The organism is Pseudomonas sp. LRF_L74 (assembly GCF_965644255.1).
Classification (GTDB): Bacteria; Pseudomonadota; Gammaproteobacteria; order Pseudomonadales; family Pseudomonadaceae; genus Aquipseudomonas.
Genome location: NZ_CBFFRH010000001.1, coordinates 913,594 through 938,663, shown reverse-complemented (window position 1 = coordinate 938,663; position 25,070 = coordinate 913,594). Strand labels below are relative to the sequence as shown.

Annotated in this window: 28 protein-coding genes; 4 read left to right on the top strand and 24 right to left on the bottom strand. The window is 64.3% G+C overall.

Features of this window, described 5'->3' with window-relative positions; translation table 11 throughout:
• Positions 1-3: 3 nt before the first annotated feature.
• The 15 genes from ACSZPK_RS04380 to ACSZPK_RS04310 all read right to left on the bottom strand — a co-directional run bounded on the left by ACSZPK_RS04380 (position 4) and on the right by ACSZPK_RS04310 (position 12,669).
• Entirely contained in the window at positions 4-396 is a 393-nt protein-coding gene (locus tag ACSZPK_RS04380) for a pilus assembly PilX family protein (protein ID WP_437880153.1), read from the bottom strand.
• Positions 386-1,252 (bottom strand): PulJ/GspJ family protein, encoded by an 867-nt coding sequence (locus ACSZPK_RS04375; protein ID WP_437880152.1) that lies wholly within the window; start codon positions 1,250-1,252, stop codon positions 386-388. The genes ACSZPK_RS04380 and ACSZPK_RS04375 overlap by 11 nt, the downstream gene beginning before the upstream one ends.
• Positions 1,253-1,261: 9 nt before the next feature.
• Positions 1,262-1,735 carry a type IV pilus modification PilV family protein gene (locus tag ACSZPK_RS04370; protein ID WP_437880151.1) on the bottom strand — a complete coding sequence of 158 codons (474 nt, stop codon included), beginning with the start codon at positions 1,733-1,735 and terminating at the stop codon, positions 1,262-1,264.
• Positions 1,732-2,277, bottom strand: a complete 546-nt coding sequence (locus tag ACSZPK_RS04365) for a pilus assembly FimT family protein (protein ID WP_437880150.1) — start codon at positions 2,275-2,277, stop codon at positions 1,732-1,734. The genes ACSZPK_RS04370 and ACSZPK_RS04365 overlap by 4 nt, the downstream gene beginning before the upstream one ends.
• Entirely contained in the window at positions 2,193-2,645 is a 453-nt protein-coding gene (locus ACSZPK_RS04360) for a type IV pilin protein (protein ID WP_437880149.1), read from the bottom strand. Before ACSZPK_RS04360 ends, ACSZPK_RS04365 begins: the two co-directional genes overlap by 85 nt.
• Before the next feature lie 22 nt (positions 2,646-2,667).
• Entirely contained in the window at positions 2,668-3,162 is a 495-nt protein-coding gene (locus tag ACSZPK_RS04355) for a type II secretion system protein (RefSeq protein WP_437880287.1), read from the bottom strand.
• Between the two features lie 171 nt (positions 3,163-3,333).
• The gene (locus ACSZPK_RS04350; protein ID WP_437880148.1) at positions 3,334-4,569 is read right to left on the bottom strand and encodes a type II secretion system F family protein; all 1,236 of its coding nucleotides are present in this window, start codon (positions 4,567-4,569) and stop codon (positions 3,334-3,336) included.
• A 16-nt stretch (positions 4,570-4,585) separates the two neighbouring features.
• Positions 4,586-6,334 carry a GspE/PulE family protein gene (locus ACSZPK_RS04345; protein WP_437880147.1) on the bottom strand — a complete coding sequence of 583 codons (1,749 nt, stop codon included), beginning with the start codon at positions 6,332-6,334 and terminating at the stop codon, positions 4,586-4,588.
• A gap of 3 nt (positions 6,335-6,337) precedes the next feature.
• Positions 6,338-7,690 (bottom strand): tetratricopeptide repeat protein, encoded by a 1,353-nt coding sequence (locus ACSZPK_RS04340; protein WP_437880146.1) that lies wholly within the window; start codon positions 7,688-7,690, stop codon positions 6,338-6,340.
• The gene (locus ACSZPK_RS04335; RefSeq protein ID WP_437880145.1) at positions 7,687-8,619 is read right to left on the bottom strand and encodes an ExeA family protein; all 933 of its coding nucleotides are present in this window, start codon (positions 8,617-8,619) and stop codon (positions 7,687-7,689) included. Before ACSZPK_RS04335 ends, ACSZPK_RS04340 begins: the two co-directional genes overlap by 4 nt.
• A 2-nt stretch (positions 8,620-8,621) precedes the next feature.
• Positions 8,622-10,235: a secretin N-terminal domain-containing protein gene (locus ACSZPK_RS04330; protein WP_437880144.1), complete on the bottom strand. Its 1,614-nt coding sequence runs from the start codon at positions 10,233-10,235 to the stop codon at positions 8,622-8,624.
• A gap of 8 nt (positions 10,236-10,243) precedes the next feature.
• Positions 10,244-10,567 (bottom strand): Type II secretory pathway component, encoded by a 324-nt coding sequence (locus ACSZPK_RS04325; protein ID WP_437880143.1) that lies wholly within the window; start codon positions 10,565-10,567, stop codon positions 10,244-10,246.
• Positions 10,560-11,234 carry a type II secretion system protein GspM gene (gene gspM, locus ACSZPK_RS04320; RefSeq protein ID WP_437880142.1) on the bottom strand — a complete coding sequence of 225 codons (675 nt, stop codon included), beginning with the start codon at positions 11,232-11,234 and terminating at the stop codon, positions 10,560-10,562. The genes ACSZPK_RS04325 and gspM overlap by 8 nt, the downstream gene beginning before the upstream one ends.
• On the bottom strand, positions 11,231-11,836 hold the full coding sequence (locus ACSZPK_RS04315) for a PilN domain-containing protein (protein WP_437880141.1): 606 nt from the start codon (positions 11,834-11,836) through the stop codon (positions 11,231-11,233). Before ACSZPK_RS04315 ends, gspM begins: the two co-directional genes overlap by 4 nt.
• Positions 11,836-12,669 carry an MSHA biogenesis protein MshI gene (locus ACSZPK_RS04310; protein ID WP_437880286.1) on the bottom strand — a complete coding sequence of 278 codons (834 nt, stop codon included), beginning with the start codon at positions 12,667-12,669 and terminating at the stop codon, positions 11,836-11,838. The genes ACSZPK_RS04315 and ACSZPK_RS04310 overlap by 1 nt, the downstream gene beginning before the upstream one ends.
• A gap of 173 nt (positions 12,670-12,842) precedes the next feature.
• Between ACSZPK_RS04310 and trmL the strand changes: the two genes are divergently transcribed.
• The gene (trmL, locus tag ACSZPK_RS04305; RefSeq protein WP_437880140.1) at positions 12,843-13,304 is read left to right on the top strand and encodes a tRNA (uridine(34)/cytosine(34)/5-carboxymethylaminomethyluridine(34)-2'-O)-methyltransferase TrmL; all 462 of its coding nucleotides are present in this window, start codon (positions 12,843-12,845) and stop codon (positions 13,302-13,304) included.
• 102 nt (positions 13,305-13,406) lie between these two features.
• Here the strand turns inward: trmL and hisF are convergent, their stop codons facing one another.
• The 9 genes from hisF to ACSZPK_RS04260 all read right to left on the bottom strand — a co-directional run bounded on the left by hisF (position 13,407) and on the right by ACSZPK_RS04260 (position 21,023).
• The gene (hisF, locus tag ACSZPK_RS04300) at positions 13,407-14,177 is read right to left on the bottom strand and encodes an imidazole glycerol phosphate synthase subunit HisF (RefSeq protein WP_437880139.1); all 771 of its coding nucleotides are present in this window, start codon (positions 14,175-14,177) and stop codon (positions 13,407-13,409) included.
• 96 nt (positions 14,178-14,273) lie between these two features.
• On the bottom strand, positions 14,274-15,011 hold the full coding sequence (gene hisA / locus ACSZPK_RS04295; RefSeq protein ID WP_437880138.1) for a 1-(5-phosphoribosyl)-5-[(5-phosphoribosylamino)methylideneamino]imidazole-4-carboxamide isomerase: 738 nt from the start codon (positions 15,009-15,011) through the stop codon (positions 14,274-14,276).
• Positions 15,012-15,088: 77 nt separating this feature from the next.
• Positions 15,089-15,727 (bottom strand): imidazole glycerol phosphate synthase subunit HisH, encoded by a 639-nt coding sequence (gene hisH, locus ACSZPK_RS04290; RefSeq protein ID WP_437880137.1) that lies wholly within the window; start codon positions 15,725-15,727, stop codon positions 15,089-15,091.
• Positions 15,727-16,320: an imidazoleglycerol-phosphate dehydratase HisB gene (hisB, locus tag ACSZPK_RS04285; protein WP_437880136.1), complete on the bottom strand. Its 594-nt coding sequence runs from the start codon at positions 16,318-16,320 to the stop codon at positions 15,727-15,729. Before hisB ends, hisH begins: the two co-directional genes overlap by 1 nt.
• Before the next feature lie 446 nt (positions 16,321-16,766).
• Positions 16,767-18,425 carry an OFA family MFS transporter gene (locus ACSZPK_RS04280; protein WP_437880135.1) on the bottom strand — a complete coding sequence of 553 codons (1,659 nt, stop codon included), beginning with the start codon at positions 18,423-18,425 and terminating at the stop codon, positions 16,767-16,769.
• A 347-nt stretch (positions 18,426-18,772) separates the two neighbouring features.
• Complete coding sequence (locus ACSZPK_RS04275) at positions 18,773-19,132, bottom strand: hypothetical protein (protein WP_437880134.1); 360 nt, start codon at positions 19,130-19,132, stop codon at positions 18,773-18,775.
• 4 nt (positions 19,133-19,136) lie between these two features.
• The gene (locus ACSZPK_RS04270) at positions 19,137-19,577 is read right to left on the bottom strand and encodes a roadblock/LC7 domain-containing protein (protein ID WP_437880133.1); all 441 of its coding nucleotides are present in this window, start codon (positions 19,575-19,577) and stop codon (positions 19,137-19,139) included.
• Complete coding sequence (locus tag ACSZPK_RS04265) at positions 19,574-20,116, bottom strand: GTP-binding protein (RefSeq protein ID WP_437880132.1); 543 nt, start codon at positions 20,114-20,116, stop codon at positions 19,574-19,576. The genes ACSZPK_RS04270 and ACSZPK_RS04265 overlap by 4 nt, the downstream gene beginning before the upstream one ends.
• 4 nt (positions 20,117-20,120) lie before the next feature.
• A complete protein-coding gene (locus tag ACSZPK_RS04260) occupies positions 20,121-21,023 on the bottom strand; it encodes a hypothetical protein (RefSeq protein ID WP_437880131.1) in 903 nt (300 codons plus the stop codon).
• Between the two features lie 463 nt (positions 21,024-21,486).
• On the opposite strand from ACSZPK_RS04260, the gene ACSZPK_RS04255 reads away from it, so the two are divergent.
• Genes ACSZPK_RS04255 through ACSZPK_RS04245 form a run of 3 tightly spaced genes read left to right on the top strand, consistent with a single transcriptional unit; the run spans position 21,487 to position 25,033 of the window.
• Complete coding sequence (locus ACSZPK_RS04255; protein ID WP_437880130.1) at positions 21,487-23,700, top strand: AsmA family protein; 2,214 nt, start codon at positions 21,487-21,489, stop codon at positions 23,698-23,700.
• Positions 23,697-24,764 (top strand): A/G-specific adenine glycosylase, encoded by a 1,068-nt coding sequence (gene mutY / locus ACSZPK_RS04250; protein WP_437880129.1) that lies wholly within the window; start codon positions 23,697-23,699, stop codon positions 24,762-24,764. The genes ACSZPK_RS04255 and mutY overlap by 4 nt, the downstream gene beginning before the upstream one ends.
• Positions 24,761-25,033, top strand: coding sequence for an oxidative damage protection protein (locus ACSZPK_RS04245; RefSeq protein ID WP_437880128.1), 273 nt, complete (start codon positions 24,761-24,763; stop codon positions 25,031-25,033). The genes mutY and ACSZPK_RS04245 overlap by 4 nt, the downstream gene beginning before the upstream one ends.
• Positions 25,034-25,070 lie beyond the last annotated feature (37 nt).

Genomic DNA, 25,070 nt, shown 5'->3' with positions numbered 1-25,070 from the left:
TGTTCACGGCAACTCCACGACAGTGGTCAACTGCCGGTAAGCGTAGTCCGGCGTATTGGCCGCGCCGTATTCGGCGGTGGCGGTGATCTGGCTGAAGGTCACCGTCTTGTTTTCTTCGGCGATGGCGCCGGCACTGGTCACCGCGCAGGTGACGCCAATGGTGAAACCATCGAGGCTGAAGCTGCCGCTGCAGGTCTGGCTGGCCAGCGCGCGGTTGATGCCCCACTCCAGCCCGGCACGCGCCGACTGGTAGGCGCGCGCTTGCTGGATGGCCAGGCTGGCGGTGGCGCTCTGGGTCACGTTGAGGCGGCTCATCAGCACGATCGCCGCCGCGACGATGATGATCAGGAACATCGCCGCCACCAGGCCGAAGCCACGCTGCCTGTCAGGGCGCATTGTCGACGTGGACCTGTTGCAAGAGCGTGACCACCTCGCCGCCCTTGGCCAGCCCCAGGCTCAGGGTGACCAGGCCGCCACGCAGGTTGCTGCCGGGGTCGTAGCTGAAACTGCAACTGGCGACCGAGTCGACCAGCAATGCGCTGTTGGCGGCGGTGTAGCCATAGCTGCTCGCCAGCGTGGAAAAACTGGCGCGGCGGATCGTGCCGGTGCCGGTGCCACTGGAGTCGGTTCCCACCCCGCTGCAGGTGAAACCGACCACCTCGCGCGCCAGGTAAAAGCGGTGCTGCGGCGAGGCATGCTTGAAGCGGAAACCGGCGATGCCGGTCACGCTCAGCACGCCACTGGCCAGGCTGAACGCCCCGCCGTTGGGGGTGATGACCGCCGGCGTACCTGCCGCGCTGGTGTTGATCGGCGGCCACACGGAGCTGCCGCTGTCGCTGGAGCCGATGTTGTAGACCACCATCCACTGCGCCGCCGCTGCCCCCGTGGCGCTCACGCCCGGGCTGAGCACCTGGATCTGGCAGGCTCCGCTGCCCGGGCAGGCCGGCGGGTCGCTGCGCACCAGCCCACCGGGCAGGTTGGCCCGATAACGCCCGGCCTCGCTGATGGCCAGCAGCTCGAAGGTCTGCGTGCCGCTGGTCCGCAGGCTATTGGGTATGGCCAGGCGGATGTCACGAGACATACGGCTCAACGCGCCACTGGCCAGGTCGACCAGCTCGACCCGCCGGCTCTGGTCGCTCAGGCCTTGTAATGGCCGCGACAGAATCGCACCGATCATGACCAGTACAAGCCCCGACAACAGGATGACCATGACCAGTTCGATCAGGGTGAAGCCGCGTGTCGTCCTTGGCATGGCCGCGACTCAATAACGCGTGCGGTAACCGACCAGGCTCAGCGACTGGCCGCTGGGATCGGTGACGGTTACCAGGATGCGCAACGCATCGGCGCTGGCGATGCCATTGAGCGCCTGGGCGCTGACCTGCACGGTTACCTGATAGGCAGCCAGGCCAGCCAGTGGCGTAGTCGAAACCGGGCTGCGGGGCGCGAAGGGTGTGCCACCGCCATAGGTCAGGCCGTTGTAGGCGCACACATTGTCGAAGGTCGAACGGTTGTTGCCATTGTTGTTGCCGGTGCAGGCCGTGCTGGATGGAAAAGCCTGCAGGGTGATTTCCTCCAGATAACCCTCGGCGATCGCCAGGCTCTGCTGGCGCAACATGGGATCGGCCGAGCGCATGTTGATCACCGCCATGGCGCTGAACAACGCCGCCACCGCGATACCCACCACGACGATGGCGATCACCAGTTCGATCAATGTCATACCGCGCTCGCGCTTCACAATGCGGAGTCCACGAAGCCGGTGCTGCCATATACCGTCATGCTGAAGCCGCCCACCTGCGCGACCGTGCTGCCCGTTGCGCAGGCGCCAGCCGCGTTGACGCAACCGAGTGAGTTGAAGGTCACGTCCAGCGCCGCCTGCACGGTGACCGTACCCGGCGGCGCCGAGGAGAACGTGCCACCTGCCGGGTTGCTCAGCACCGTCCCCGACGTCGCCGTGCCACAAGCCGCTGCATAGGTCAGCGAATAGCCGCTGGAATTGATCTGCGCGCGGACCGGACAACCACTGGCCAGCGCCAGCTTCTGGGCATAGCGCACGGCAGACAAGCTCTCTTCGTAGAACAGCCGCTCATCGAAGGGCTGCCGGCTGAAGAAACGCGGCCCCACCACGACGGCAAGCATACCGATGATCACAAGGGTCATGATCAACTCGACGAGGGTGAAGCCGCGCATGACGATCAGTTGCAGTTGGCGGAAGTGAGCGCCGTGGACGTAATGGTGGGCGCGGTATCCGCTGCCGCCATCTTGTAGGTGAACTTGCACGCAGCCTTGTTCTTGGCCTGGACCTCATAGGTGTCCGCGGTCGCCGTAACGATCGTGAAATCGGACGAGTCGGTGGTCGCTATCTGCGCCGCGCTGCCTATGCCGGCATCCGTCGGGGCAGGGTATTTATTCACCATGGTGATGGTGGCGCTTTCCAGCGTGATACTGCCGCTCGCGTTCTTGGCGAGCGCCGCCGAGTGGGCAACGGCCGAAGCCGATTTGACCGAGCCAAGCGCCCCCTGCATCGCTGCCAGGCGTGCATCACCACTCAGGTCCGCAAACCTCGGCAGCGCGAACGCCGCCAGAATGCCCAGGATGACGATGACCATGATCAACTCGATCAGGGTGAAACCCTTTTGCTTCTTCATCTGTATAGCTCCCTGAGTGCGCTCACTCGTTGAAAGTCGTGGTCACTACACCTGTCGTCGAGTTGTAGACGATGGTGTCGTTCTGGTCGTCTTTCTGATAGGTGTAGGTGCACTGGCTTGTGTCGCTGGTCGCCACGTAGTCGATATCCGAGTCCGCCAGGGCAGCCACCTTCGGCGCGGAACCCTGGAGCAGCGCGCCCCACAGGGAAACGCAATCCAGCGTTCCCGCAGTACCCAACGGCCAGCCCGAGCTGTTCACATCGACAGTGCCGTCGCCAAAACCCACCACATCGGTATTGGGCGTCGCGATGCCTTTGCTTCGATTGACCTCCCATTGCGAGCGCACAAGCAGCACTGCCGAGGCCAGTGCCCCGCCCGCGCCCTGGACAGCAGCGCGATGCGCATCCTTGGTCGCATTCATGAAGCGCGGCAAAGCAATCGCCGCCAGGATGCCGAGTATCGCGATCACCACGACCAGTTCGATCAAGGTGAATCCCTGATTCGCTTGCCTCTTCATATCCGTCCCTCGGTGATGAGGCCGGCCAGCCCATTGCGCCGCCGGCACCGCTTCCAGTTCCAAGGCTGCGCCCTGGTCGCCGTGCCCATCACTGCGCCGGGCACCGTTATCAAACGATAGACGCAGATTCTCCGTTGTTCCCGGCCGCAGCCTGGCTAATCGACAAAGTGCTCACATCTGGCCCTTGGCCGCCGAGGCCAGCTCCCACATCGGCAGGAACACGCCCAGGGCCAGGACCAGGACCATGACGCCCATTGCGATGATCAGCAGCGGCTCGATCGCATCGGCCAGCCGCTTGAGGTCGTAATCCACTTCCTGCTCGTAGAAATCGGCCACCTCGACGAACAGCTCATCGAGGGCGCCGGTTTCCTCGCCGACCGCCATCATTTGCAGCACCAGGGGGGTGAACAAGCCGCTGGCAGATGCTGTGCGGGTCAGCGCCTCGCCGCGTTCGACCCCCTCGCGCATGCCCAGGATCGCCAGGCCGATATGCAGGTTGCCGACGCTGGCACTGTTGATCGACAGGGTCTGCAACAGCGGCACGCCGGCGCGGTACATCATGGCGAAGGTGCGGGTGAAACGCGCCAGGGCGATACGCTCGAAGATCGGGCCGACGATCGGCAGGTGCAGCTTGATCCGGTCCCAGCGCAGGGCTCCGGCTTCGCGCTTGCGCCAACGGATGAAGCCCAGGACACCGGCGACAACGAGGATCAGCATCAGCCACCAGTAGTGCTGGAAGAGCTCCGACAGGCCGATGAGCAGACGCGTCGGCAACGGTAACTGGGCGTTGAACTGGGCGAAGACCTTGGAGAAGGCAGGGATCACGAACAGGTTGATCACCACCATCGCCACGCCCATCGCCGACAACACGAACAGCGGATAGCGGGTGGCCTGCTTGATCCGCTTGCGTGTCTCGCGCTCCATCTCCAGGTAGGCGGCCAACTGACGAAAGGCCTGGTCCAGTTGGCCGGTGTTCTCGCCGACGCTGATCATGCTGATGAACAGCCTGTTGAACACCCTGGGATTGGCGTGCAGCGCCGTGGCCATGCTCATGCCGCCTTCGAGGTCGCGGCGCACGTCCTGCAGTACCTGGCGAAAGTACAGGTTGCGGTGCGATTCGCCCAGGCCGCCGATGGCGCGGATGATCGGTACGCCGGCCTTGCTCAGGCTGTACATCTGTCGACAGAAGACGATCAGTTCCTCAAGCTCGACCCGCTTGCGCCGCAGCTTTTCCTTGAGCGCGACGAGCACGTTGTCGTCGACCTGCGGCGCCTGCTCCTCGATGGTCAACGGCGTGATGCGTTCGGCCAGCAACTCGCTGGCCAGGGCATTTACCGATAGGCTCTGCCGATGACCGCTGACCTTGCCTCCACGGGCATCGCGCCCGGTGTAATGGAACTGGCCCACTGCCTTGTTCCCTCCATCAGCGTGCCTGGCCCTGCGTCTCGTCAGTAAGGGTAGCGCAGACTTTCAAGACTTCCTCGACGCTGGTCACCCCGGCCAGGGCGTAGTCCAGGGCGCAGGCGGCAAGAGGGCGATAGTTGGCGCTGGCACGTGCCGCTTCGGCGAAGCCCTGGGGGTCGCTACGACGCAATGCGGCGGCCATCGGCTCGTCCATCTCCAGCAGTTCATAGACCCCGATCCGGCCGGCGTAGCCGCTGTTGTGGCACTGGTGGCAACCGTTGCCACGCTTGAACGTACGCCCGACCAACGGCATGCCATGGATGCTTTCCAGCCAGGCGAGCTGGCGCGGCTCGGGCAGGTGGTCTTCCATGCAGTTCTCACAGACCCTGCGGATCAGGCGCTGGGCGATCACCGCGCTCAGCGAAGTAGCCACCAGGAACGGCTCGGCGCCCATGTCGATCAGGCGCATGGCCGAGGTCAGGGCGTCGTTGGTGTGCAGGGTCGACAACACCAGGTGGCCGGTCAGCGAGGCACGCAGACCGATCTCGGCGGTTTCCTGGTCGCGTATCTCGCCGATCAGGACGATGTCCGGGTCCTGGCGCAAGGCGGCGCGCAGCACGCGGGCGAAGCTGAGGTCGATGCGCGTGTTGACCTGCACCTGGTTGACCCGTGGCAGGCGGTATTCCACCGGGTCCTCGACGGTGATGATCTTGGTTTCCGGGCGGTTCAGCTCGCTCAAGCCGGCATACAGCGTGGTGGTCTTGCCCGAGCCGGTCGGCCCGGTGACCAGCACCAGGCCGAATGGACGCCGCAGCAGGCGGCGAAAACGCCCCAGCATATCCACCGGCATGCCCGTGGCCTCCAGGCTGGATACGCCGCCGGACTGGTCGAGCAGGCGCATCACCACCGATTCGCCGTATTGCACCGGCATGGTCGATACGCGCACATCGATGGAACGGTTCTTCACCCGGATATTGAAGCGCCCGTCCTGGGGCAGGCGCTTTTCGGATATATCCAGCCCGGACATGATCTTCAAGCGCATGACCAGCGCCGAAGCAACCCGTGCCTCTTTCATCACATGCTCGCTGAGCACGCCATCGATGCGCTGGCGAATACGCACCACGCCCTCGTCAGGCTCGATATGAATGTCCGATGCCTTGATCTGCACGGCATCTTCGAACAGGGTCTGCAACAGGCGCACCGCCGGGGCATCGGTGTTGTTGTCGGCGCCAAGCCTGGCCAGGTCGAAGTCGCTGTCCTTGAGTTCGCCCTCCAGCTCGCCAGCCAGGGAGGCGATCTGGCTGGAACGGCGATAGACGTTGTCGAGGGTAGCCAGCAGCTCGCCCTCGCGGACCACGGCCGGTTTCACCCGGTGCTTGAGAATGCGCTCCATCTCGTCGAGGGCGAACAGGTCGAGCGGGTCGGACATGCCGACCAGCAGGGCCCCGCCCTCTCGCGACAGGACGATGGTACGGAAACGCCGGGCCACGGATTCCGGCAGGGACTGCGCCAACTCGGAATCGAACTTGAAGTGCTTGAGCTCGATGAAGGGGATCTTCAACTGCTCGGAAAGCGTCGTCAGCAAGCGCAGCTCTTCCACGAACCCCAGGTCGATCACCGTGCGCCCGAGCTTGGAGCCGGTACGCTTCTGCTCCTGCAGGGCGACCTGCAACTGCGCCTCGTTGATCAGGCCAGCCTTGGTCAGCAGATCGCCCAGGCGCATCTTGCGATTTGGGTTGTCGTTCGGCTGTCCGCTGTCCTCGCTCATCGCTCATCTCCCCAAGGCTTGCGCCCGCTCGCTGGCGAACTGCCGCGAATGCTGTTCGAGGCCGCTGCCACGCAGGGCCAGCAGGTAATGACGCCGCGCCTCCTGGGGCTGTTCCTGCTGGTCGAGGGCAATGGCCAGGCCCAGTTGCCAGGTGGCCTCGGTCGGGCGCAATTCGACCAGGCGCCGGTAGAGGCCCGCGCTCTCGCGCCACTGCCCGGCCTGTTGATAGGTCGCGGCGAGCAAGGCGAAATAGGTCGGCTCCTGTAGCAGGGGTGGCGCGTGCTGCTCCAGGGTCGAGATCGCGCCAGCCGGCTCCCCGCCCTGCAACTGGGCGCGCGCCAGCAGCAGGCGCAAGCCACTGTTGTCCGGGCGCCGCCGCAGTTGCTCCGGCGCCCAGTCCAGCAGGCGCTGGCGCTGGTTACCCGCCAGGTAGGCACGCGCCAGCCAGCGGGCGACTTCGGGATCGTCGGGGCGCGTCTTGTTCAGGGCTTCGAGGTCGCTGATCGCCCGGGCCGGGTTGCCATCCTGCAAGGCCTGGCGAGCCAGGCTCAGGGCATCGGGCTGGTACGGCGCGATCCGCACCTGGGGCGGGCCGGTCGGTTTGGCGGGCGTCGGCACCTCGCCACGCGCAGGCTTGGCCGACGCCGTGTTGGCTGGCGCTACCGGCTTGTTCGCCCAGGCCGGCGGCGACGGTTCATTCACAGGCGCCTCAGCCTCGGCGGCAGGCAGGTCGTCGAGGTCCAGTGCCGCTTCGGCAGCAGGCGCGCTGTCGAGCGGCACCTCGATCCACAGCACCCAGCGATCTCCCGCCGCCTCCAGGCGGTCACGCACATCCAGGCCGTTACCCAGGCCGACCAGCAGGATCTGCACGTTGTTGCCCTGAGGCTCGACCCGCCACGACAGGCTGCGCCCGGTGTTCTGCAGCCGGCCCTGCTGGGTGCCACCGGGCATGGCGAAACCTGGCAGGCGCAGGCTGACCGCGCCGCTCTCTTCGGTGCGCTGGTAAGTCACCGAATGATCGAGCAGCACTTGCAGGACCAGGCCGCGCTGATCGTGCTGCGGCAGTACATCGAGCACCTGCGGCACAGGCGGCGCGGGAACGGCCGCCACTGGCGCGGCGGGCATGGGCAACTGGGCGGCATTCGGATTGAACAGGCGGCCCAGCATCAGCCCCACCAGCACGCCGCCCAGGATCACCGCCGCCAGCCAGACCAGGCCGCGATGAATACGCTCGTTGCGCTCGCGTCGCGCGGCCGATTCTTCATCCACCGGTTGCAGGCCTTCGAGTTGCAGGCGCTCGCCCGGTGCGGCGCGACGCGCCTCGAGATCGCGCAGCATGTCGTTGACCAGGCTCATGGCAGCAGCTCCCGCCATTGCCCGAGCCACGGCCAGGCCCCGATCACCAGCAGCGCCGAGAGGGTCGCGGCCAGGCCACACCAGCCCAGCCAGCGGTTGTCCTGGCGCAGGAACGGCCGGGCACCTTCGGTATCGGCCTGGGCCCGGCGCACATGGCGCACCTCGACCTGGCGCTTGCCTTCGCCGTAGGCGGCCATCAGGGCCTTGTGCGCGAGGATGTTGAGCAGCCGTGGAATGCCGCCGCTGCCACGTACCAGGCGGCGAATCGAGGCAGCGCTGAACAGCGGCTCGCCGCGATAACCGGCCACGGCCAGGCGCTCGTTGAGGTAGCGCTGGGTGTCGCGCACGTCCAGCGGACGCAGACGGTAGGAAAAGGTGATGCGTTGGCGCAATTGACGGAACTCGTTGTGTTCAAGGATGGCGTCCAGTTCGGGTTGGCCGAACAGCACGACTTGCAGCAGCTTGGACTGCTCGGTCTCCAGGTTGGTCAGCAGGCGCAGGGCTTCCAGGGTTTCCGGTGGCAGCGCCTGGGCCTCGTCGATCAGCACCACCGTACTCTTGCCGGCGATCGCCAGCTGGATCAGGCGTTGATGCAAGGCATCGAGCACCGCCTGGGTCTCCATTTCGTCGACCCGATCGATGTGCAGCTCACGCGCCAGGGCCTGGCGCAGCCCCACCGGACTCATGCCGGGATTGGGCAGATAGGCGACCTGGAAACGCGCTTCGTCCAGCTCGTTGAGCAGGGTACGGCACAACAGGGTCTTGCCGGTACCGACCTCGCCGCTGATCTTGATGAAACCCTCGCCTTCGCCCAGGGCCACGCGCAGCAGGTTGAGGCATGCCTGGTAAGGCGCCAGTTGGACCAGGAAGCCGGTATTGGGCGTCAACGCGAAGGGCTTCTCGTGCAGGCCGAAATAGGCTTCGTACATGGCTACCTCTGCTCGCGGAAGCTGTCCGCACTCTTGCGCAACTCGTCGAGCCAGACCTCGTCATCGACCACCTGCGGGCGCATGAGGATCACCAGTTCGCTTTTCTCCAGGCTCTTGCGCTGCTGCTTGAACAGGTTGCCGACGATTGGCAGCCTGGAAGCCCAGGGCACGTTGGCGTCGTTGTTCTCGTTGCTGTTCTGCAACAGGCCGCCGATCACCACCACCTGGCCGCTGCGCGCCCGGACGATGGAGTCGGACTGGCGCACGGTGGAGAGTGCCAGGGGCAGGTTGTAGACGTTGTCTTCGCCGAGGGTGATGACCTTGTTCTGGTCTTCGACACGGCTGACCGTGGGCCGCACATGCAGGGTCACCACCCCGCTCTCGTCGATCTGCGGGGTGACATCCAGGGAAATCCCCGAGAAGAACGGCGTCAGGGTCAGGTTCTGGGTCGGCTGGGTGATGCCCGCCACGGTGGTCACCGAGCTGTTGGAGGTCACCTTGGTGACGAAGAACTCGTCGGTCCCGACCTTGATCACCGCCTTTTGATTGTTCAGCGTGGAAATCCGCGGGCTGGACAGCACCCGCACCTGGCCCTGGGTTTCCAGCAACTGGATCAGCCCGCTGAAATCGCCGAAGCGCAGCACCGCGTTGAACACACCACCGATATCCGTGGGCCCGCTCAGGGACTCGGCATCCACGCCGCCACCGATGTTGCTGTTGTCACCCAGGCGCGACCAGTTGATGCCAGACTGGAAGCCATCGCTGAGCTGCACTTCGAGAATCTTGGTCTCCAGGATCACCTGGCGCTGCAGGTTGCGCTGGGCCTGGGCGAGGAAGCTGGCGACGTTCTCCTGGTCGGCGCTGTTGGCGCGCACCACCAGCATGCTCGCCTGCGGGTTGACCATCACGCTGTTGCCCGGATCGTCACCGATGATGCTGCGCACCACCGCTTCCACCTCCTTCCAGAAGTCGACGTTGCTGCGGGTGATCACCTTGCTCGCATTCAGCGTCGTGACCGTGCTGTTGTCGCTGCCGTCATCGCTGTAACTGCTGCTGTCGCTACTGGCGTTGCCATTGCTGTTGCCGCTGTTCTCCACCTGGCCGGAGCTGACCCGGGTGTCCGACTCGCCCAGGCGTTGCAGATTGAGGTAGTTGAGGTCGTAGCTGCGGGTGATCACCTTGTTCGGCAGGATCTGGTAGCCGTAGGTGGTGCGGCGATAGTCGTAGCCATAGGTATCGCGTACGGCGGCCAGCACTTCGTCGAGGGTCACGCGGCGCAGGCTGAAGGTGATCGCCCCTGCCACGTCCGGGTGCACGACGATGTTCTGGTTGGCGCCGTCCATCAGGCTGAGGAAGAAGTCGCGGGCCGGCATGTCCTTGGCCGAGACATCGAAGCGCGGCCCGCCGCCTGGCAGCATGTCGCGCTCTTCGAGCGGTGGAATCAGCGCCGCCTGTACCGCCGGCGGCGGCGTGACCCTGGCGCCACTCTGGCGCAGGCTTTCGTCGAGCACCCTGTTGCTCTGCTCGCGAAGCTGCCGGTCACCGTCGGTGAAGGTCTGGCAGGCGCTCAGCAGGATAAGCCCCAGTACGCCGCAGCTCGGCAGAAATTTGCGCATCGTCGCCCTCACTGGCTCGGTTTTATTACGGGTTCGACCAGGCGCAGCTCCGCGCGCTGGCCCTCTCGCTCGATCTGCACGGCTCGCGGGTAGATCGCCACTAAACGCACGCCATTGCGCAGCTCACCCACTTTCAATGTGTCCCCGTTGATTACTGCCCGACTGCCGCCCGCGCTGCGCAGGATCGCTTGCAGCACCAGCGGCTCGGGCGCCCTGGCCTTTTCCTTGGTTGCCCCCTGCGACGTCGCTGGAGGCTGGGTCGGATCGAGGGGGCCCGCGCCCTGGGCCATGGCACTGCCGAGGACGAGGATCAGCCAAAGGAGTCTAGACACCGACCCACCCCGCCTGGCGACTGAGCGTATAGAGCGTGAGGCTGATCGCCGCACGGCCCGGCCCGGCCTCGCCCACCGTGTAATCGAGGCTGTCCCAGTTGAGCTGCCAGCCCGAGGCCTGAATCGCCTGCAAGTAGGCGATCAGGTCGAAATAGCCGCCTTCCAGGGTCAAGTGCATGCCGTGGCGATAGAGCGTGACTTCGCTGGCGGGCTCAGGCTGGCCCTCGCCCGGTTTGGTTGTGGCCAGCGGATCGAGCCTGATCGGCTCGCTGAAGCTTTCCATGGCCACCAGTTGCAGGCCCTGCTGGCGCTTGAGCAACGCCTGCAGCACGCCGCGCATCTGTTGTGGCGGAATCAGTTCGCGGGTGCTGCGATCAATCCTGTCGAGCAGTTGCCGGGCAGCGGTTTCAGCACTGGCAAGCGCACGCGTGTAGGGCGCATTGGGGTCCGACGCCGCCCTGGCCTGCAGCTCGGCCAGCGCGACGCGAACATCCTGCTGCTGGGCCAGGGCCATGCGGACCGCCGCTTCACGGTTGGCGAGCCGTGTCGACAGGGGATCGGCCACCAGCAGCATGAACAGCGCCAGCAACAGGGCCAGGCCGACGCCGTAGGCCAGCCATTGTTCTCGCGCTTGCAGGTTGCGCCAGCGCTGCAGCAGGGCATTCATGGCTTGGCGTCCTTGTCGTCGATACGGGAAGAAAGGTCGAAATGCAGCAGTTGGTCTTCACCACGCTGGATATCGAAACGGGCGAACTCGCGACCACGGAACACCTCGCTGTCGCCCAGGCGCTTGAGGTATTCGGGCAGCAGGTCCTGGCTCTGGGTGATGCCTCGCAGGCGGATTTCGCCGCCGCCGTTCCTCAGGGTGATGCCATCGAGCCACAGGCCAGCCGCCGGATGCTGCGCGGCGAGCGCCGATAACGCGGCGGCGAACCCCGCACGCTGGTTGCGTGACAAGCCATCGAGATAATCGACCATGCGCAGCAGCTCACGATGGCGCGCTTCACTGCGGGCCAGGCGCAACGGTAATTCGGCATCGAGCGTAGGTTCGACGAAACTGGCCTGCATCGCCACCAGGGCCTGCTGGTCGGCCTGGAGCTGGGCCTGGGCGGCGCTCAGGCGCCCACCAGCCTGGTACAGGCTCCAGGCCAGCCAGCCGCCGTACATGAGCAGCACGACCAGCAGGATCGCCAGGCCCGGCAGCATGTTGGAGCCACGGGGAACGTACTGGCCGACGTCCTCGATCTGGTACAGATTGATGTCTTGCATCAGCCCGTCTCCTGGCGCAATGCCGCACCGACCGCGGTGATGCAGCGAGCCTGCGCGGGCTCGTCCAGTTCGGCGCTGCCTTGGCCGGGAAACAGCTCGCGCAGGTCCAGCGGCGACAGGTTGACCGCCAGGCCGGCAGACAGCTCGCGCAGGATCTCCGTGCCATTGCGCTTGTTCGGCAGCAGCAGCAGGCGGTTGAGGTAGCCCTTGCCCAACTGGCTTTCGAAGTAATCGAGCGAGCGCTGGACTTCCAGGGTCACCTGGGAATAGTCGCCGCCGGCCTCCTCCAGGCCATGCTCGATGCGCCGGGCCATATACAGGTCGCCACCCTGCTGCACACAGATCAGCCCCTCGCGGGAGCGCAGGCGCAAGGTCGCCAGGTTGATGCCCTCGGCGCCAGCCAGCAGGCCCAGGTTGCGGAACGCCATTTCGGTGACATCGATGGCCACCGGCTCCAGCCCGGCCTGGCGCACCAGGGCGCCCCAGACATGCATCCGCGCTTTGTTCAGCACCGCGCAGTAGGCCATGTGCAAGCGGCCACGATAGGCGTCCTGCGGCAGGGTGAAGGCATCGACCACCACTTGCTCCAGTGGCTCGTTGATCAGGTCCCTGATCCGCCAGCGAATCGCGTCGCGCAGCTCTTCGGCAGGCACCTCGGGACTTTCCAGCAGGAGCATCTGGTAGTCGTCCGGGTGCAGCAACACGTTGACCCGCGAGCCCACCAGGTCGAGATCGGCGACCATGCGCCGCAATACCGCGGGCTGCTGGGCGCGTTCGGCATCACGGAACAGGCAGGCACGCAAACGGGGGGCTTCGCCGGCCACACGCACCACGTGCGCCAACGCTATGCCCCTGGGTCTCACTTCGAGTCCAACCAGACCGTCAGTCGTGTTTCTCTTGCGAGCGAACCAAACCAACCCTTGTCCCCTTAGGCCATCCTCGCCTGCCGCAGCGCGAGACGGCTCACTGTAGAATGTGCTTCCCGGCAACGTCCCCGAGCGTGATCATGTTCCACGTCGTCCTGTTCCAACCCGAAATTCCACCCAACACCGGCAATATCATTCGCCTGTGTGCCAACACCGGCTGTCAGTTGCACCTGATCGAACCCCTGGGCTTCGAGCTGGACGACAAGCGCCTGCGCCGTGCCGGCCTGGACTATCACGAGTACGCGACGCTCAAGCGCCACGCTTCATTGGCCGACTGTATCGCGCAAACCTCCAGTGAAAGGATATTGGCATTCACCACAAAAGCCAGTCGCAGCTACGAGCAAATGGATTTCCGCGCGGGCGACATGCTCCTGTTCGGCCCGGAAAGTCGCGGCCTGCCGGTGGATGTGCGCGAGTCGGTCCCGGAAAACCAGCGCCTGCGCATGCCGATGCTGCCGCATAGCCGCAGCCTGAACCTGTCCAACGCGGTAGCGGTGGTGGTCTATGAGGGGTGGCGGCAGAACGGCTTCGCCATGGCGTGAAGAACCGACGGAAGGAGCATGCGCGATGCTCCGACAAACGGCATTGAAATAGGGGGCTGCCGCAACGCCCTGGCCGCCGCACGAAGGCGGCGGATGCCGCGCTCAACGCACCACGATACCGCGGCTGGCCATGTAGGCCTTGGCTTCCGGCACGGTGTACTCGCCGAAGTGGAAGATGCTGGCCGCCAGCACCGCGGCGGCCTTGCCCTCGAGGATGCCGGCAGCCAGGTGTTCGAGGTTGCCGACGCCGCCGGAGGCGATCACCGGAATGCCGACGGCTTCGGAAATGGCGCGGGTCACGCCCAGGTCATAACCGCTCTTCACACCGTCCTGATCCATGCTGGTGAGCAGGATTTCGCCGGCGCCCAGGCCTTCCATCTTCTGTGCCCACTGCACGGCGTCGAGGCCGGTCGGCTTGCGGCCGCCGTGGGTGAAGATTTCCCAGCGCGGCGTTTCGCCCGCGGCCGAGACTTTCTTGGCGTCGATGGCGACGACGATGCACTGCGAGCCGAAACGCGAAGCGGCTTCGCCAACGAATTCGGGCGTGAATACCGCCGCCGTGTTGATCGACACCTTGTCCGCGCCGGCATTGAGCAGGTTGCGGATATCCTGCACGGTGCGCACGCCGCCGCCGACGGTCAGCGGAATGAACACCTGGCTGGCCATGCGCTCCACCGTGTGCAAGGTGGTATCGCGACCGTCGACGCTGGCGGTGATGTCGAGGAAGGTGATCTCGTCCGCGCCCTGCTCGTCATAGCGCCGGGCGATTTCCACCGGGTCGCCGGCATCGCGGATGTTCTCGAACTTGACGCCCTTGACCACGCGACCATTGTCCACGTCGAGGCAGGGGATGATGCGTTTGGCCAGTGCCATATCGGTGCTCTCGCGATTCTGTAGGGTGGGCAACGCTCTGCTTGCCCACCGTGGATCGGTGGAAAATGCGCTGCGGCTTTCCACACTGCGTCTGACTTAACCCTTGAAGCTGTCGCAGAAAGCCTGGGCTTCGGCAACGTCCAGGGTGCCTTCGTAGATCGCCCGGCCGGTGATCGCGCCGATGATGCCCGGCGCCTTGGCGGCCAGCAGTTTGTCGATGTCGCCGAGGTTGTGGATGCCGCCGGAAGCGATCACCGGGATGCGGCTGGCAGCGGCCAGGGCCGCGGTGGCCTCGACGTTGCAGCCCTGCATCATGCCGTCCTTGGCGATGTCGGTGTAGACGATCGCCGAGACGCCATCGGCCTCGAAGCGACGCGCCAGGTCGACGGCCTGGACGCTGGACACTTCGGCCCAGCCGTCAGTGGCGACGAATCCGTCCTTGGCATCCAGGCCAACGATGATCTTGCCCGGAAACGCCTTGCACGCCTCGCTGACGAACTCGGGCTCTTTCACCGCCTTGGTGCCGATGATCACGTAGCTGACGCCAGCCTTGACGTAGTGCTCGATGGTTTCCAGCGAACGGATGCCGCCGCCGATCTGGATCGGCAGGTTCGGGTAGCGCCTGGCGATGGCGGTGACCACTTCGCCATTCACCGGCTTGCCCTCGAAGGCGCCGTTGAGATCGACCAGGTGCAGGCGACGGCAACCGCCCTCGACCCACTTGGCCGCCATGCTCACCGGATCGTCGGAGAACACCGTGGAGTCGTCCATGCGGCCCTGGCGCAGGCGCACGCAGGCACCGTCCTTGAGATCGATAGCGGGGATAATCAGCATGTCTTTTTTCCTAACGTCAAAAAGAGCGACAAGCTGCAAGCCTCAAGCTGCAAGCAGGCGCAAATCAATCTTGGGGCTTACCAGCGTCCGTCCCAGGCCACGAAGTTCTGCAGCAATTGCAGGCCGTGGGTGTGGCTCTTTTCCGGGTGGAACTGCACGGCGAAGCGCGAGCCATCGGCCAGGGCGGCGGCGAAGTCCTTGCCGTAGTGGCCGCGACCGACCACCTGCTGCGGGTTGCCGGCCTCGATGTAGTAGCTGTGCACGAAGTAGAAGCGACCGTTGTCCGGGATGTCGTGCCACAGCGGGTGACGCACCTGCTGGCGCACCTCGTTCCAGCCCATGTGCGGCACTTTCAGCGGCTCGCCGTCCTCGACCATGTCCTTGCCGAAGAAACGCACCTGGCCGGGAAACAGGCCGATGCAGTCGATGCCGCCGTTTTCCTCGCTGTGTTCGAGCAGCGCCTGCATACCGACGCAGATGCCGAGGAACGGACGATCCTTGCTCACCTCGCGCACCAGGGCGTCGAACTCCAGGCGGCGAATCTCGGCCATGCAGTCGCGGATCGCGCCGACACCGGGGAAGACCACGCGGTCGGCTTCACGGATGACCTTGGCGTCGCTGGTCACCAGTACCCGGCCAGCACCAACGTGCTCCAGGGCCTTGGCCACCGAGTGCAGGTTGCCCATGCCGTAGTCGATGACGGCAACGGTCTGCATCAAAGGACTCCCTTGGTCGACGGCATCTGCCCGGCCATGCGCGGATCGAGCTCGACGGCCATGCGCAGGGCGCGGCCGAAGGCCTTGAACACCGTCTCGATCTGGTGATGGGTGTTCACCCCGCGCAGGTTGTCGATGTGCAGGCTGACCTGGGCATGGTTGACGAAGCCCTGGAAGAACTCCTGGAACAGGTCGACATCGAAGCCGCCGACCACCGCGCGGGTGAACGGTACGTGCATCTGCAGACCCGGACGGCCGGAGAAATCGATCACCACGCGCGACAGCGCTTCGTCCAGCGGCACGTAGGAGTGGCCATAGCGGGTCATGCCTTTCTTGTCGCTGACGGCCTTGGCGAACGCCTGGCCCAGGGTGATGCCGACGTCTTCGACGGTGTGGTGGTCGTCGATTTCCAGGTCGCCCTTGCAGTAGATGTCCAGGTCGATCAGGCCATGGCGGGCGATCTGGTCGAGCATGTGCTCGAAGAACGGCACGCCAGTATCGAACTTGGCCTTGCCGGTGCCATCCAGGTTGATCGAGACCTTGATCTGGGTCTCCAGGGTATTGCGCTCGACGGATGCCGTACGGTCGGCCATCTCCAGCTCCACGGGGTCGTTGTACGAAAAAGGGCGCCATTATAGGCCGATAAGCCGCGAACCTAGAAGCTAGGGTCTGTTGCCGTTTCGTCGCGACCGCGCCGGAGCCAGTTTTTATACGAGGCGAGGCGCGAGATGCGAAGTTTAGTGGGCTAAATAAGCCATCGAGTAACGCTGCATCGTATAAAAACGGGCCCGGCCCTTCGGGTGGGGCCGCCTAGGTTGTGCGAGAAATAACCCCCGCTGTCGTTGCAGGACTTGGTAAGGGAATGCCATTGCCTGCGTCCTGCGCCTAACCGGGGGTTATTTCTCGCGACAACGCGGCTTACGCCGAAACGGCAACAGACCCTAGGCCATTTGCATCGACGAAACGCCGATTCCGCACCTGCCAGAAACGAAAAAGCCCGCCGGTGCAAGGCACGGGCGGGCTCTCGTTCAGCCAGCGATCAGTGGAACATCACGATGGCTTTTTGCACGGTGATCCAGATACCCCAGGCCAGCGGGATGCCGACGGCCAGCCAGGCCAGGATGGCCACCGGCGTGGAGGACGGGTTCGCCGACCACTCCAGGCTGGAGCCGCCCTGTGCCGCATCGTGGCCGATGGCGCGCTCGGCGGCCAGTTGCTCTTCGCTCATGAAGTACTTCGGCGCCACCGGGCGCACCAGCAGGTTGCAGATGAAACCCAGCACCAGCAGGCCGGCGAGGATGTACAGGGTGATGTCGTACACCGCCGCGCGCTCCACGCCGATGCTCAGCTGGTATTCGCGCAGGTAGTTGACCAGCACCGGACCGAGCACGCCGGCGACCGCCCAGGCGGTCAGCAGGCGACCGTGGATCGCACCGACCATCTGCGTGCCGAACAGGTCGGCCAGATAGGCCGGCACGGTGGCGAAGCCGCCGCCGTACATGGACAGGATCACGCAGAAGGCGAAGACGAAGAACGCCACGCTACCCAGGTGACCGGCCCATGGCACCAGGGCGTAAAGCAAGAAGCCCAGGGCGAAGAACACGAAGTAGGTGACCTTGCGGCCGATCAGGTCGGAGAAAGAGGCCCAGAAGAAGCGACCACCGATGTTGAACAGACTGAGCAGACCGGTAAAACCCGCGGCGATGGCCGCGATCTGCGTCAATTGCGCGGCGTCGAGCTCGCTGAATGACAGGTTGTTGCCCAGCAGCTTGCCGCCGAACACCTCCTGCAGCAGCGGCGAGGCCATGCCGATGATGCCGATACCGGCGGAAACGTTGAGGCACAGCACGGCCCAGACCAACCAGAACTGCGGGGTTTTCCAGGCGACACTGACATGCACGTGGCCCTTGGTGATCATGGCGTTGTTGGCCTTTTTCACCGGAGCGGTCCAGCCAGCCGGCTTCCAGCCGGTCGGCGGCACGCGGTAGGCCAGGGCGCCGCCGATCATGAACACGAAGTAGATCGCCGCCATGACCACGAAGCTTTCCCAGACCCCGACGCTGGTCGGCGTGGCGAAATGCTTCATCAGCTCAGTGGCCAGCGGCGCACCGACCATCGCACCGCCACCGAAGCCCATGATCGCCATGCCGGTCGCCATGCCGCGCTTGTCCGGGAACCACTTGATCAGGGTCGAGACCGGCGAAATGTAGCCCAAGCCCAGACCGATACCGCCGATCACCCCGGAGCCCAGCCACATCAGCCAGATCTGGTGGTGGTAGACGCCCAGTGCGGAGATCAGCAGGCCGCCGCACCAGCACAGGGCGGAGACCACGCCGGCCTTGCGCGGCCCGGCATGTTCCAGCCAGCCGCCCCAGATCGCGGCAGAGCTTCCCAGGAGCACGAAGAACAGGGTGTAGATCCAGCCGAGCATGGAGATCGGCCAGTCGCAATTGGCACTGAACAGTTGATCGAAGAAGCCGGTATCTGGAGAACAGGCGACCGCTGCGCTGATACCGATGGACTTGGACAGCGGAATCCAGAACACCGAAAAGCCATAGGCCATACCGATACAAAGATGAATCGCGAGAGCCGCGGGCGGAACCAGCCAGCGGTTGAAGCCGGATTTGGCGATGATACGTTCCTTGGACAGGAACGAAGCCTGAGAGGCAGCACCGCTAGGAGTAGTGGCGTCAGTCATGGGTAATTTCTCTTTATGGTTGCAAGCAAACGATGGCGCGACGCGACAGCGCACTGGTGCCAAAGTTCATAAAGAGTAGCATCCGACCGCGACAAAATGACGCGGAACGCCTTCCTTTTTTATTAATTTTGCAGGGGTTTTGTCATTATCTGCGCTGATAAAGACGCGATCTATCAAGTGATAGACAGTATCAATCCATAGGGAGATACAGGCTTTAAACCACTTTCCACAGCTATTGCGCCAATCGGGCCCCGTACCGATCTTTACCTGGAAGCGGGATGTCACGTCGTGCGGAAAACCCCAACTTGCCGCTGGACCGAAGCACGGCCAGCGGCACGAGCGGCTTATCAGAGCGCGATCTGCTCTTCGACAGCCTGCAGTTTGCGACGGGCCAGGGCCAGGTTGGCCTTGGAGCGGTCCAGCACGTAGTAGGCGAACAGTTCCTGGGTCTTGGTCAGCGGGCGGAGCAGGTGATATTGGGTACCCAGGGTGATGAGCATGTCTTCGATGTTATCGTTGATGCCCAGCATCTTCATGGTCTTGAGCTTGGCGCGAACGACCTCGGTGTTGCCGGCCGCCGCCAGCTCCAGGTCGATACCCTGGCCAACCGAACCCAGCAGCATGCCGCTGGAGTAGTCGACAACGGCCGCCGCCAGCGCGCCGTCGAGTTCGAGAAGTTGATTGAGTTTTTCAGTGATAGTGGTCACTTGGTTAATCCTTGATGGTCGTGTTGGGGGAAGTATTCGTGTCGAGCAGGTCCTGCAGGGAGGCACCGATTTCCTGGACGGCGTTTTTCACCGCCCATAAAGCATGTCCGTAGCTGGCGCCCTCGCCCAAAACCAGCAGCAGGACGAGATTGCGATTGGGCCCTCGTACCTGGCGACAGAGCACCAGGCCTTGCTCGCATTCAAGCACCGTGCCTTCGAGCGCACCGAGGGCGAACTCCTTGACGATGGTCTTGCACAGACCGTCCAGCGCCGCGGCCATCGCGGTCGCCTTGCGCCCGGCCGAAGCCTCGATATCGAGCATGGCGATGGGAAAACCATCGGTCGACGACACCACGGCCATGCGCAGCAGCTCGCCGAAGGTATGCTTGAGGCCATCCAGATGCTGCAGGCAGATGCTGCGCAACGGCGAGGTCGGAGTGCTCATGGCGCGGTTCCATCCAGCAATTGATTGACCTCGGCGTTGGCAATCAGGGTTTCGATCAGCAGCAGCACGTTGTGCCGCTCGCGGACATCGGTGGTGAACAACGGCAACGCAAGGCCGCGCTGACGCAGGACATCCTGATAGGCAGCAAGAACCTGACCATGTCCCTGGCGTACGTGGCCTACGCCAATGACCAGGGCACCGCGCCCGACTAGCTCGGGAAAAGCGTCGAGGTACGTCACAAGTTGCTCGCGCGCGCCAGTGGCACCATCGTCGAGCAGCAGGATAGCGCCCATCGCCCCCTCGGCCAGAACCGGCCACATGAAGGAAAAGCGTTCCTGGCCGGGAATGCCGTAAAGCGCGACAGTCTCGCCGTTGTCCAGATGGATTTCGCCGAAGTCCATGGCGACAGTGGTCGTTGCCTTGGCGTGCGACTCGAGATCATTGTTCTCGGCCTCGGTGGTGATCGGCGGTATATCGCTGACCGCACTGATCGCCGTGGTCTTGCCGGCCCCCATCGGACCGATGAAAAGTATCTTCATACGCTCAGGTTCTCTTGAAACCGAGCCCCAGGCGCTTGCGCAGGCGCTGCAGCAAGCCTTGGGGTTGCTCATCGGGGCGGACGCTAGCCGCTACCTTGGAAGTGCTGAAGCGGGAGTCTAACCCAAGCCGGCAACACTCACAGGCATGCAGGAAGCTGGCGACCTCGACCAGTGACGTCGACGCAAAGGCCGCCCCCTGGGCCAGGCTGGCGAACTGCCTGGCATACAAGGCCGACAGGCGCATCATCGCCGGGGTGGTCTGCCATTCGCCGAACAGCGGCCAGGCGCCGATACGATAGGTTGCGCCCGGGTGCGCCCAATCACGGCTCGCACCGGCTTCCTCGCGCAACGCCAACGCCCACACCAGGGCCTTTAAGCCAAACGTGTGAGGCAACTCGCGAATACCGTCGGCAGAGCGCAACTCGATGTCGACAGGCATGCCGGCCAGCCCCGCAAACAGGCGCTGCGCATCGCCCAGGTTGCTGCGCAACAGATCCTGCTCGGGATCGATATGAATGAATAGACCGTCATGGACCAGCACTGCAGGTGCCTCCAGCGCGCCAAGGCGCGCCGCCAACGACGCTTGCGACACGGTTCCGGGACTCGAGGCCGGCCGGTTGGCCAGGCGGGTTTCGCACTCTTCGAGCAGGCTGATCAAGCCAAACAGGCGCAGCGGCCACTCCAGCCGTAATGGCGGTAAATCCGGTAGGGGCTTGAGACGGGCACTGGCACTGGGCGAACCACTGCGCGATAGCGTGATGGTCAAGTCCGCGTTGGCGGACTCGCCTGCATAGGACCACAGACTCTGGGTACGGCCACGCAACATTTTCAGTTGCTGAACCAGCAGCCCCTGCTCGTGCTCGTTAAGCCCTAGGGAGGCGATACGGCGCTCTGTATCGGGTTTCATGTAAATGCAGCCAAGGCGTAGAACCAGCAGAGACCCATGACCTTCTCTTTGGTTCGATCGCATATATGAATATAACGAAGCGATATTTGAACAAGACCATCAGATTGCCATCAATCGTCGCCTTTTACCGATACATGGCGCACAAATCTGACCAAACGGACAATTTCAACGACTCTTTATGCTGGATATGTCTAGTTTTCACGAGCAAACCGGAACGATGCAGCCCTCGTCAGCCGCCAAAGAAAGCCGGTGTGTCCATCCGCATGGTCTGCGGTCGTGGCGACCGGTACTGCGCAGGCTGGACGAGTCCATCACGACCTGATCGGCGGCGCCCCGGGAACCGCTCGCCGGGTTCGCCATCCAACGCCGAGCCATCCATGCCGAGCATGCCAGCGCGTGGCGCCGACCTGGCGCTATACTCGGCCCCCACTATCCAGAACCCATCGCACACAAGGATCCGTCCATGAAATCCATCGGCAAAATCCTGGGCCTGTTATTCCTCGGACTGTTGCTGATCGTCGTCGCTCTCGGCTTCGCCCTGACTCACCTGTTCGACCCCAACGACTACAAGGACGAGATCCGCCAGTTGGCCCACGATAAGGCCAACCTGGAACTCGATCTGAAGGGCGACATCGGCTGGAGCCTGTTCCCCTGGCTCGGCCTGGAACTGACCGACGCCACCCTGGCCAGCGCCGACACGCCCGACAAGCCCTTCGCCGACGTGCGCCTGCTGGGCCTTTCCGTGCGCGTGCTGCCGCTGCTGCGCAAGGAAGTGCAGATGAGCGACATCCGCATCGATGGCGTCAACCTGAACCTACAGCGCGATGCCCAGGGCCGCGGCAACTGGGAAGGCATAGGCAAGCCGGCCCAGGCCAGCAACGATCCGCAACCGCCCACCGAGCAGGGCGTGCCAGCGCAAGCCGAGGCCGCGCCGGCCAGTTCGCCGAGCGATCGCCCGTTGAAACTGGATATCGACAGCCTGAACATCAGCAACTCGCGCATCGACTACAGCGATGCGCAGAGCGGCCGCCAATTCACCGCCGAAGGCATCGACCTGAGCACCGGGGCGATCCGCGAGAGCAGCAGCATCCCGGTCAAGCTCAGCGCCTTCTTCGGCACCAACCAGCCGGTCGTACGGGCCAAGACCGAACTGCAGACCAAGCTGCGCTTCGACCGCGCCCTGAAACGCTACCAACTGGAAGATTTCAAGCTCTCCGGCGAGGCTTCGGGCGAACCCTTGCAAGGCAAGACCCTGGTGTTCTCCACCCAGGGCGAGCTGCTGCTCGACCAGGCCGCGCAGATCGCCGAGTGGAACAGCCTGAAGCTCAATGCCAACCAGATGCGCGCAATCGGCGAACTGAAACTGCGCGACCTCGACAAGACCCCGCAACTGCAAGGCGGCCTGGCCATCGCCAGTTTCGACCTGCGCCAGTTCCTTGGCGAGCTGGGCATCGAACTGCCTGCGATGGCCGATGGCAACACGCTGAAGCAGGTCGAACTGTCGACCCGCCTGGCGGCCTCGCCGACCAGCCTCAAGCTCGATGAACTGAACCTCAAGCTCGACGACAGCGCCTTCACCGGCGCCATCGCGGTCAACGACTTCGCCAAGCGCTCGCTGAGCCTGCAGCTCAAGGGCGACACGCTCGACCTGGACCGCTACCTGCCACCAAGGAAAGACAGCGGTGCGGCGCGCAAGGCGCAGGTCAACGACACCGTCGCCGCCAGCGCCGGCGGCACCACGCCGCTGCCCAACGCCCCCACCGAACAGGCCTGGAGCAGTGAAGCCATCCTGCCGGTCGAGCAACTGCGCAAGCTCGACGTCGATGCCAACCTGAGCCTCGGCACGCTGACCATCACCAAGCTGCCGATCCAGGGCGCCAGCCTCAAGGCCACGGCCAAGGACGGCGTGCTCGACCTCGGCGAGCTGCATGGCGACCTGTTCAGTGGCAACTTCGACGCCACCGCACGCATCGATGCCCGCCCCGACATCCCGCTGCTGAGCGCGAAGAAACGCATCAGCCACGTACCGGTGGAAAAACTCATCGAAAGCCAGGGAGAGAAAGCCCCGGTTCGCGGCCTGCTCGACCTGAACGCCGACCTCCAGACCCAGGGTACCAGCCAGAAAGCCTGGATCGACGGCCTCAACGGCAGCGCCAGCTTCAACCTGGGCAAGGGCGTGCTGGTCGATGCCAACCTGGAACAGCAACTGTGCCAGGGTATCGCCCTGCTCAACCGCAAGTCCCTGGGCAGCGAAACGCGCAGCAAGGACACCGCCTTCGAGGAGCTGGATGGCAACCTGACCTTCCGCAACGGCGTGGCCAGCAACCCGGACCTCAAGGCGCGCATCCCCGGCCTGAACGTCAATGGCAACGGCGACATCGACCTGCGCGTGCTGGGCCTGGACTACCGCCTGGGCATCGTCATCGAAGGCGACAAGCGCGAAATGCCCGACCCGGCCTGCCAGGTCAACGAACGCTACATCGGCGTCGAATGGCCGATCCACTGCCGTGGCCCGCTGGAGCTGGGCGCCAAGGCCTGCCGCCTGGACAAGGACGGCATGGGCAAGGTCGCCGCCAAACTGGCCGGCGACAAACTCAACCAGAAGATCGAAGAAAAGCTCGGCGACAAGGTCAGTCCCGAGCTGAAAGACGCACTCAAGGGCCTGTTCAAACGATGAATCCCCAGCAGTTCTCCAGCGCCGTGCTGGATTGGTACGACCATCACGGGCGCAAGGACCTGCCCTGGCAACAAGACATCACGCCCTACCGGGTATGGGTCTCGGAAATCATGCTGCAACAGACCCAGGTCAGCACCGTCCTGGGTTATTTCGACCGATTCATGCATGCCCTGCCGACCGTCGCCGCCCTGGCCAATGCGGCGGAGGACGAAGTCCTGCACCTGTGGACCGGCCTGGGCTACTACACCCGCGCGCGCAACCTGCAGAAGACCGCGCAGATCGTCATGCGCGATCACGCCGGCGAATTCCCCCGTGACGTGGAAAAGCTCGCCGAGCTGCCCGGCATCGGCCGCTCCACCGCCGGCGCCATCGCCAGCCTGAGCATGGGCCTGCGCGCGCCGATCCTCGACGGCAACGTCAAGCGCGTGCTGGCGCGCTACGTGGCCCAGGAGGGCTATCCGGGCGAACCCAAGGTGGCACGCCAGCTCTGGACCGTGGCCGAGCGCTTCCTGCCCCACGAACGGGTCAATCACTACACCCAGGCGATGATGGACCTCGGCGCCACCCTCTGTACGCGCAGCAAGCCGAGTTGCCTGATCTGCCCGCTGCATACCGGTTGCGAAGCGCACATGCTCGGCCTGGAGATCCGTTATCCGGTGCCCAAGCCACGCAAGGAGCTGCCGCAGAAACGCACGCTGATGCCGATCCTGGCCAACGACGAAGGCGCCATCCTCCTCTATCGCCGGCCTTCGACCGGCCTCTGGGGCGGCCTGTGGAGCCTGCCGGAACTGGACGACCTCGACGGCCTGGATGACCTGGCCAGCCAGCACGGCCTGCACCTGAACGAACGCCGCGAACTGGACGGCCTGACCCACACCTTCAGCCACTTCCAACTGGCCATCGAACCCTGGCTGGTGCACGTGGACGAGCAGGCTGGCGCCGTGGCCGAGGGCGACTGGCTCTGGTATAACCTCGCCACCCCGCCGCGCCTGGGCCTTGCCGCTCCGGTGAAGAAGCTCCTCAAGCGAGCCGCGGATGTTCTGAATGCTGGAGAAACCCCATGAGCCGCACCGTCCACTGCCGCAAGCACCATAAAGACCTGCCAGGCCTCGACCGCCCACCGTATCCGGGCGCCAAGGGCGAGGACATCTTCAACAACGTCTCCAGGCAGGCCTGGGACGAGTGGCAAGCGCACCAGACCATGCTGATCAATGAGCGTCGGCTGAACATGATGAATGCCGAGGATCGCAAATTCCTCCAGGCCGAGATGGACAAGTTCCTCTCCGGCGAGGAATACGCCCAGGCAGACGGTTACGTTCCCCCCAGCGAATGAGCCGACGGACGTAAGCGCCCGTATGTACTGGAATTTT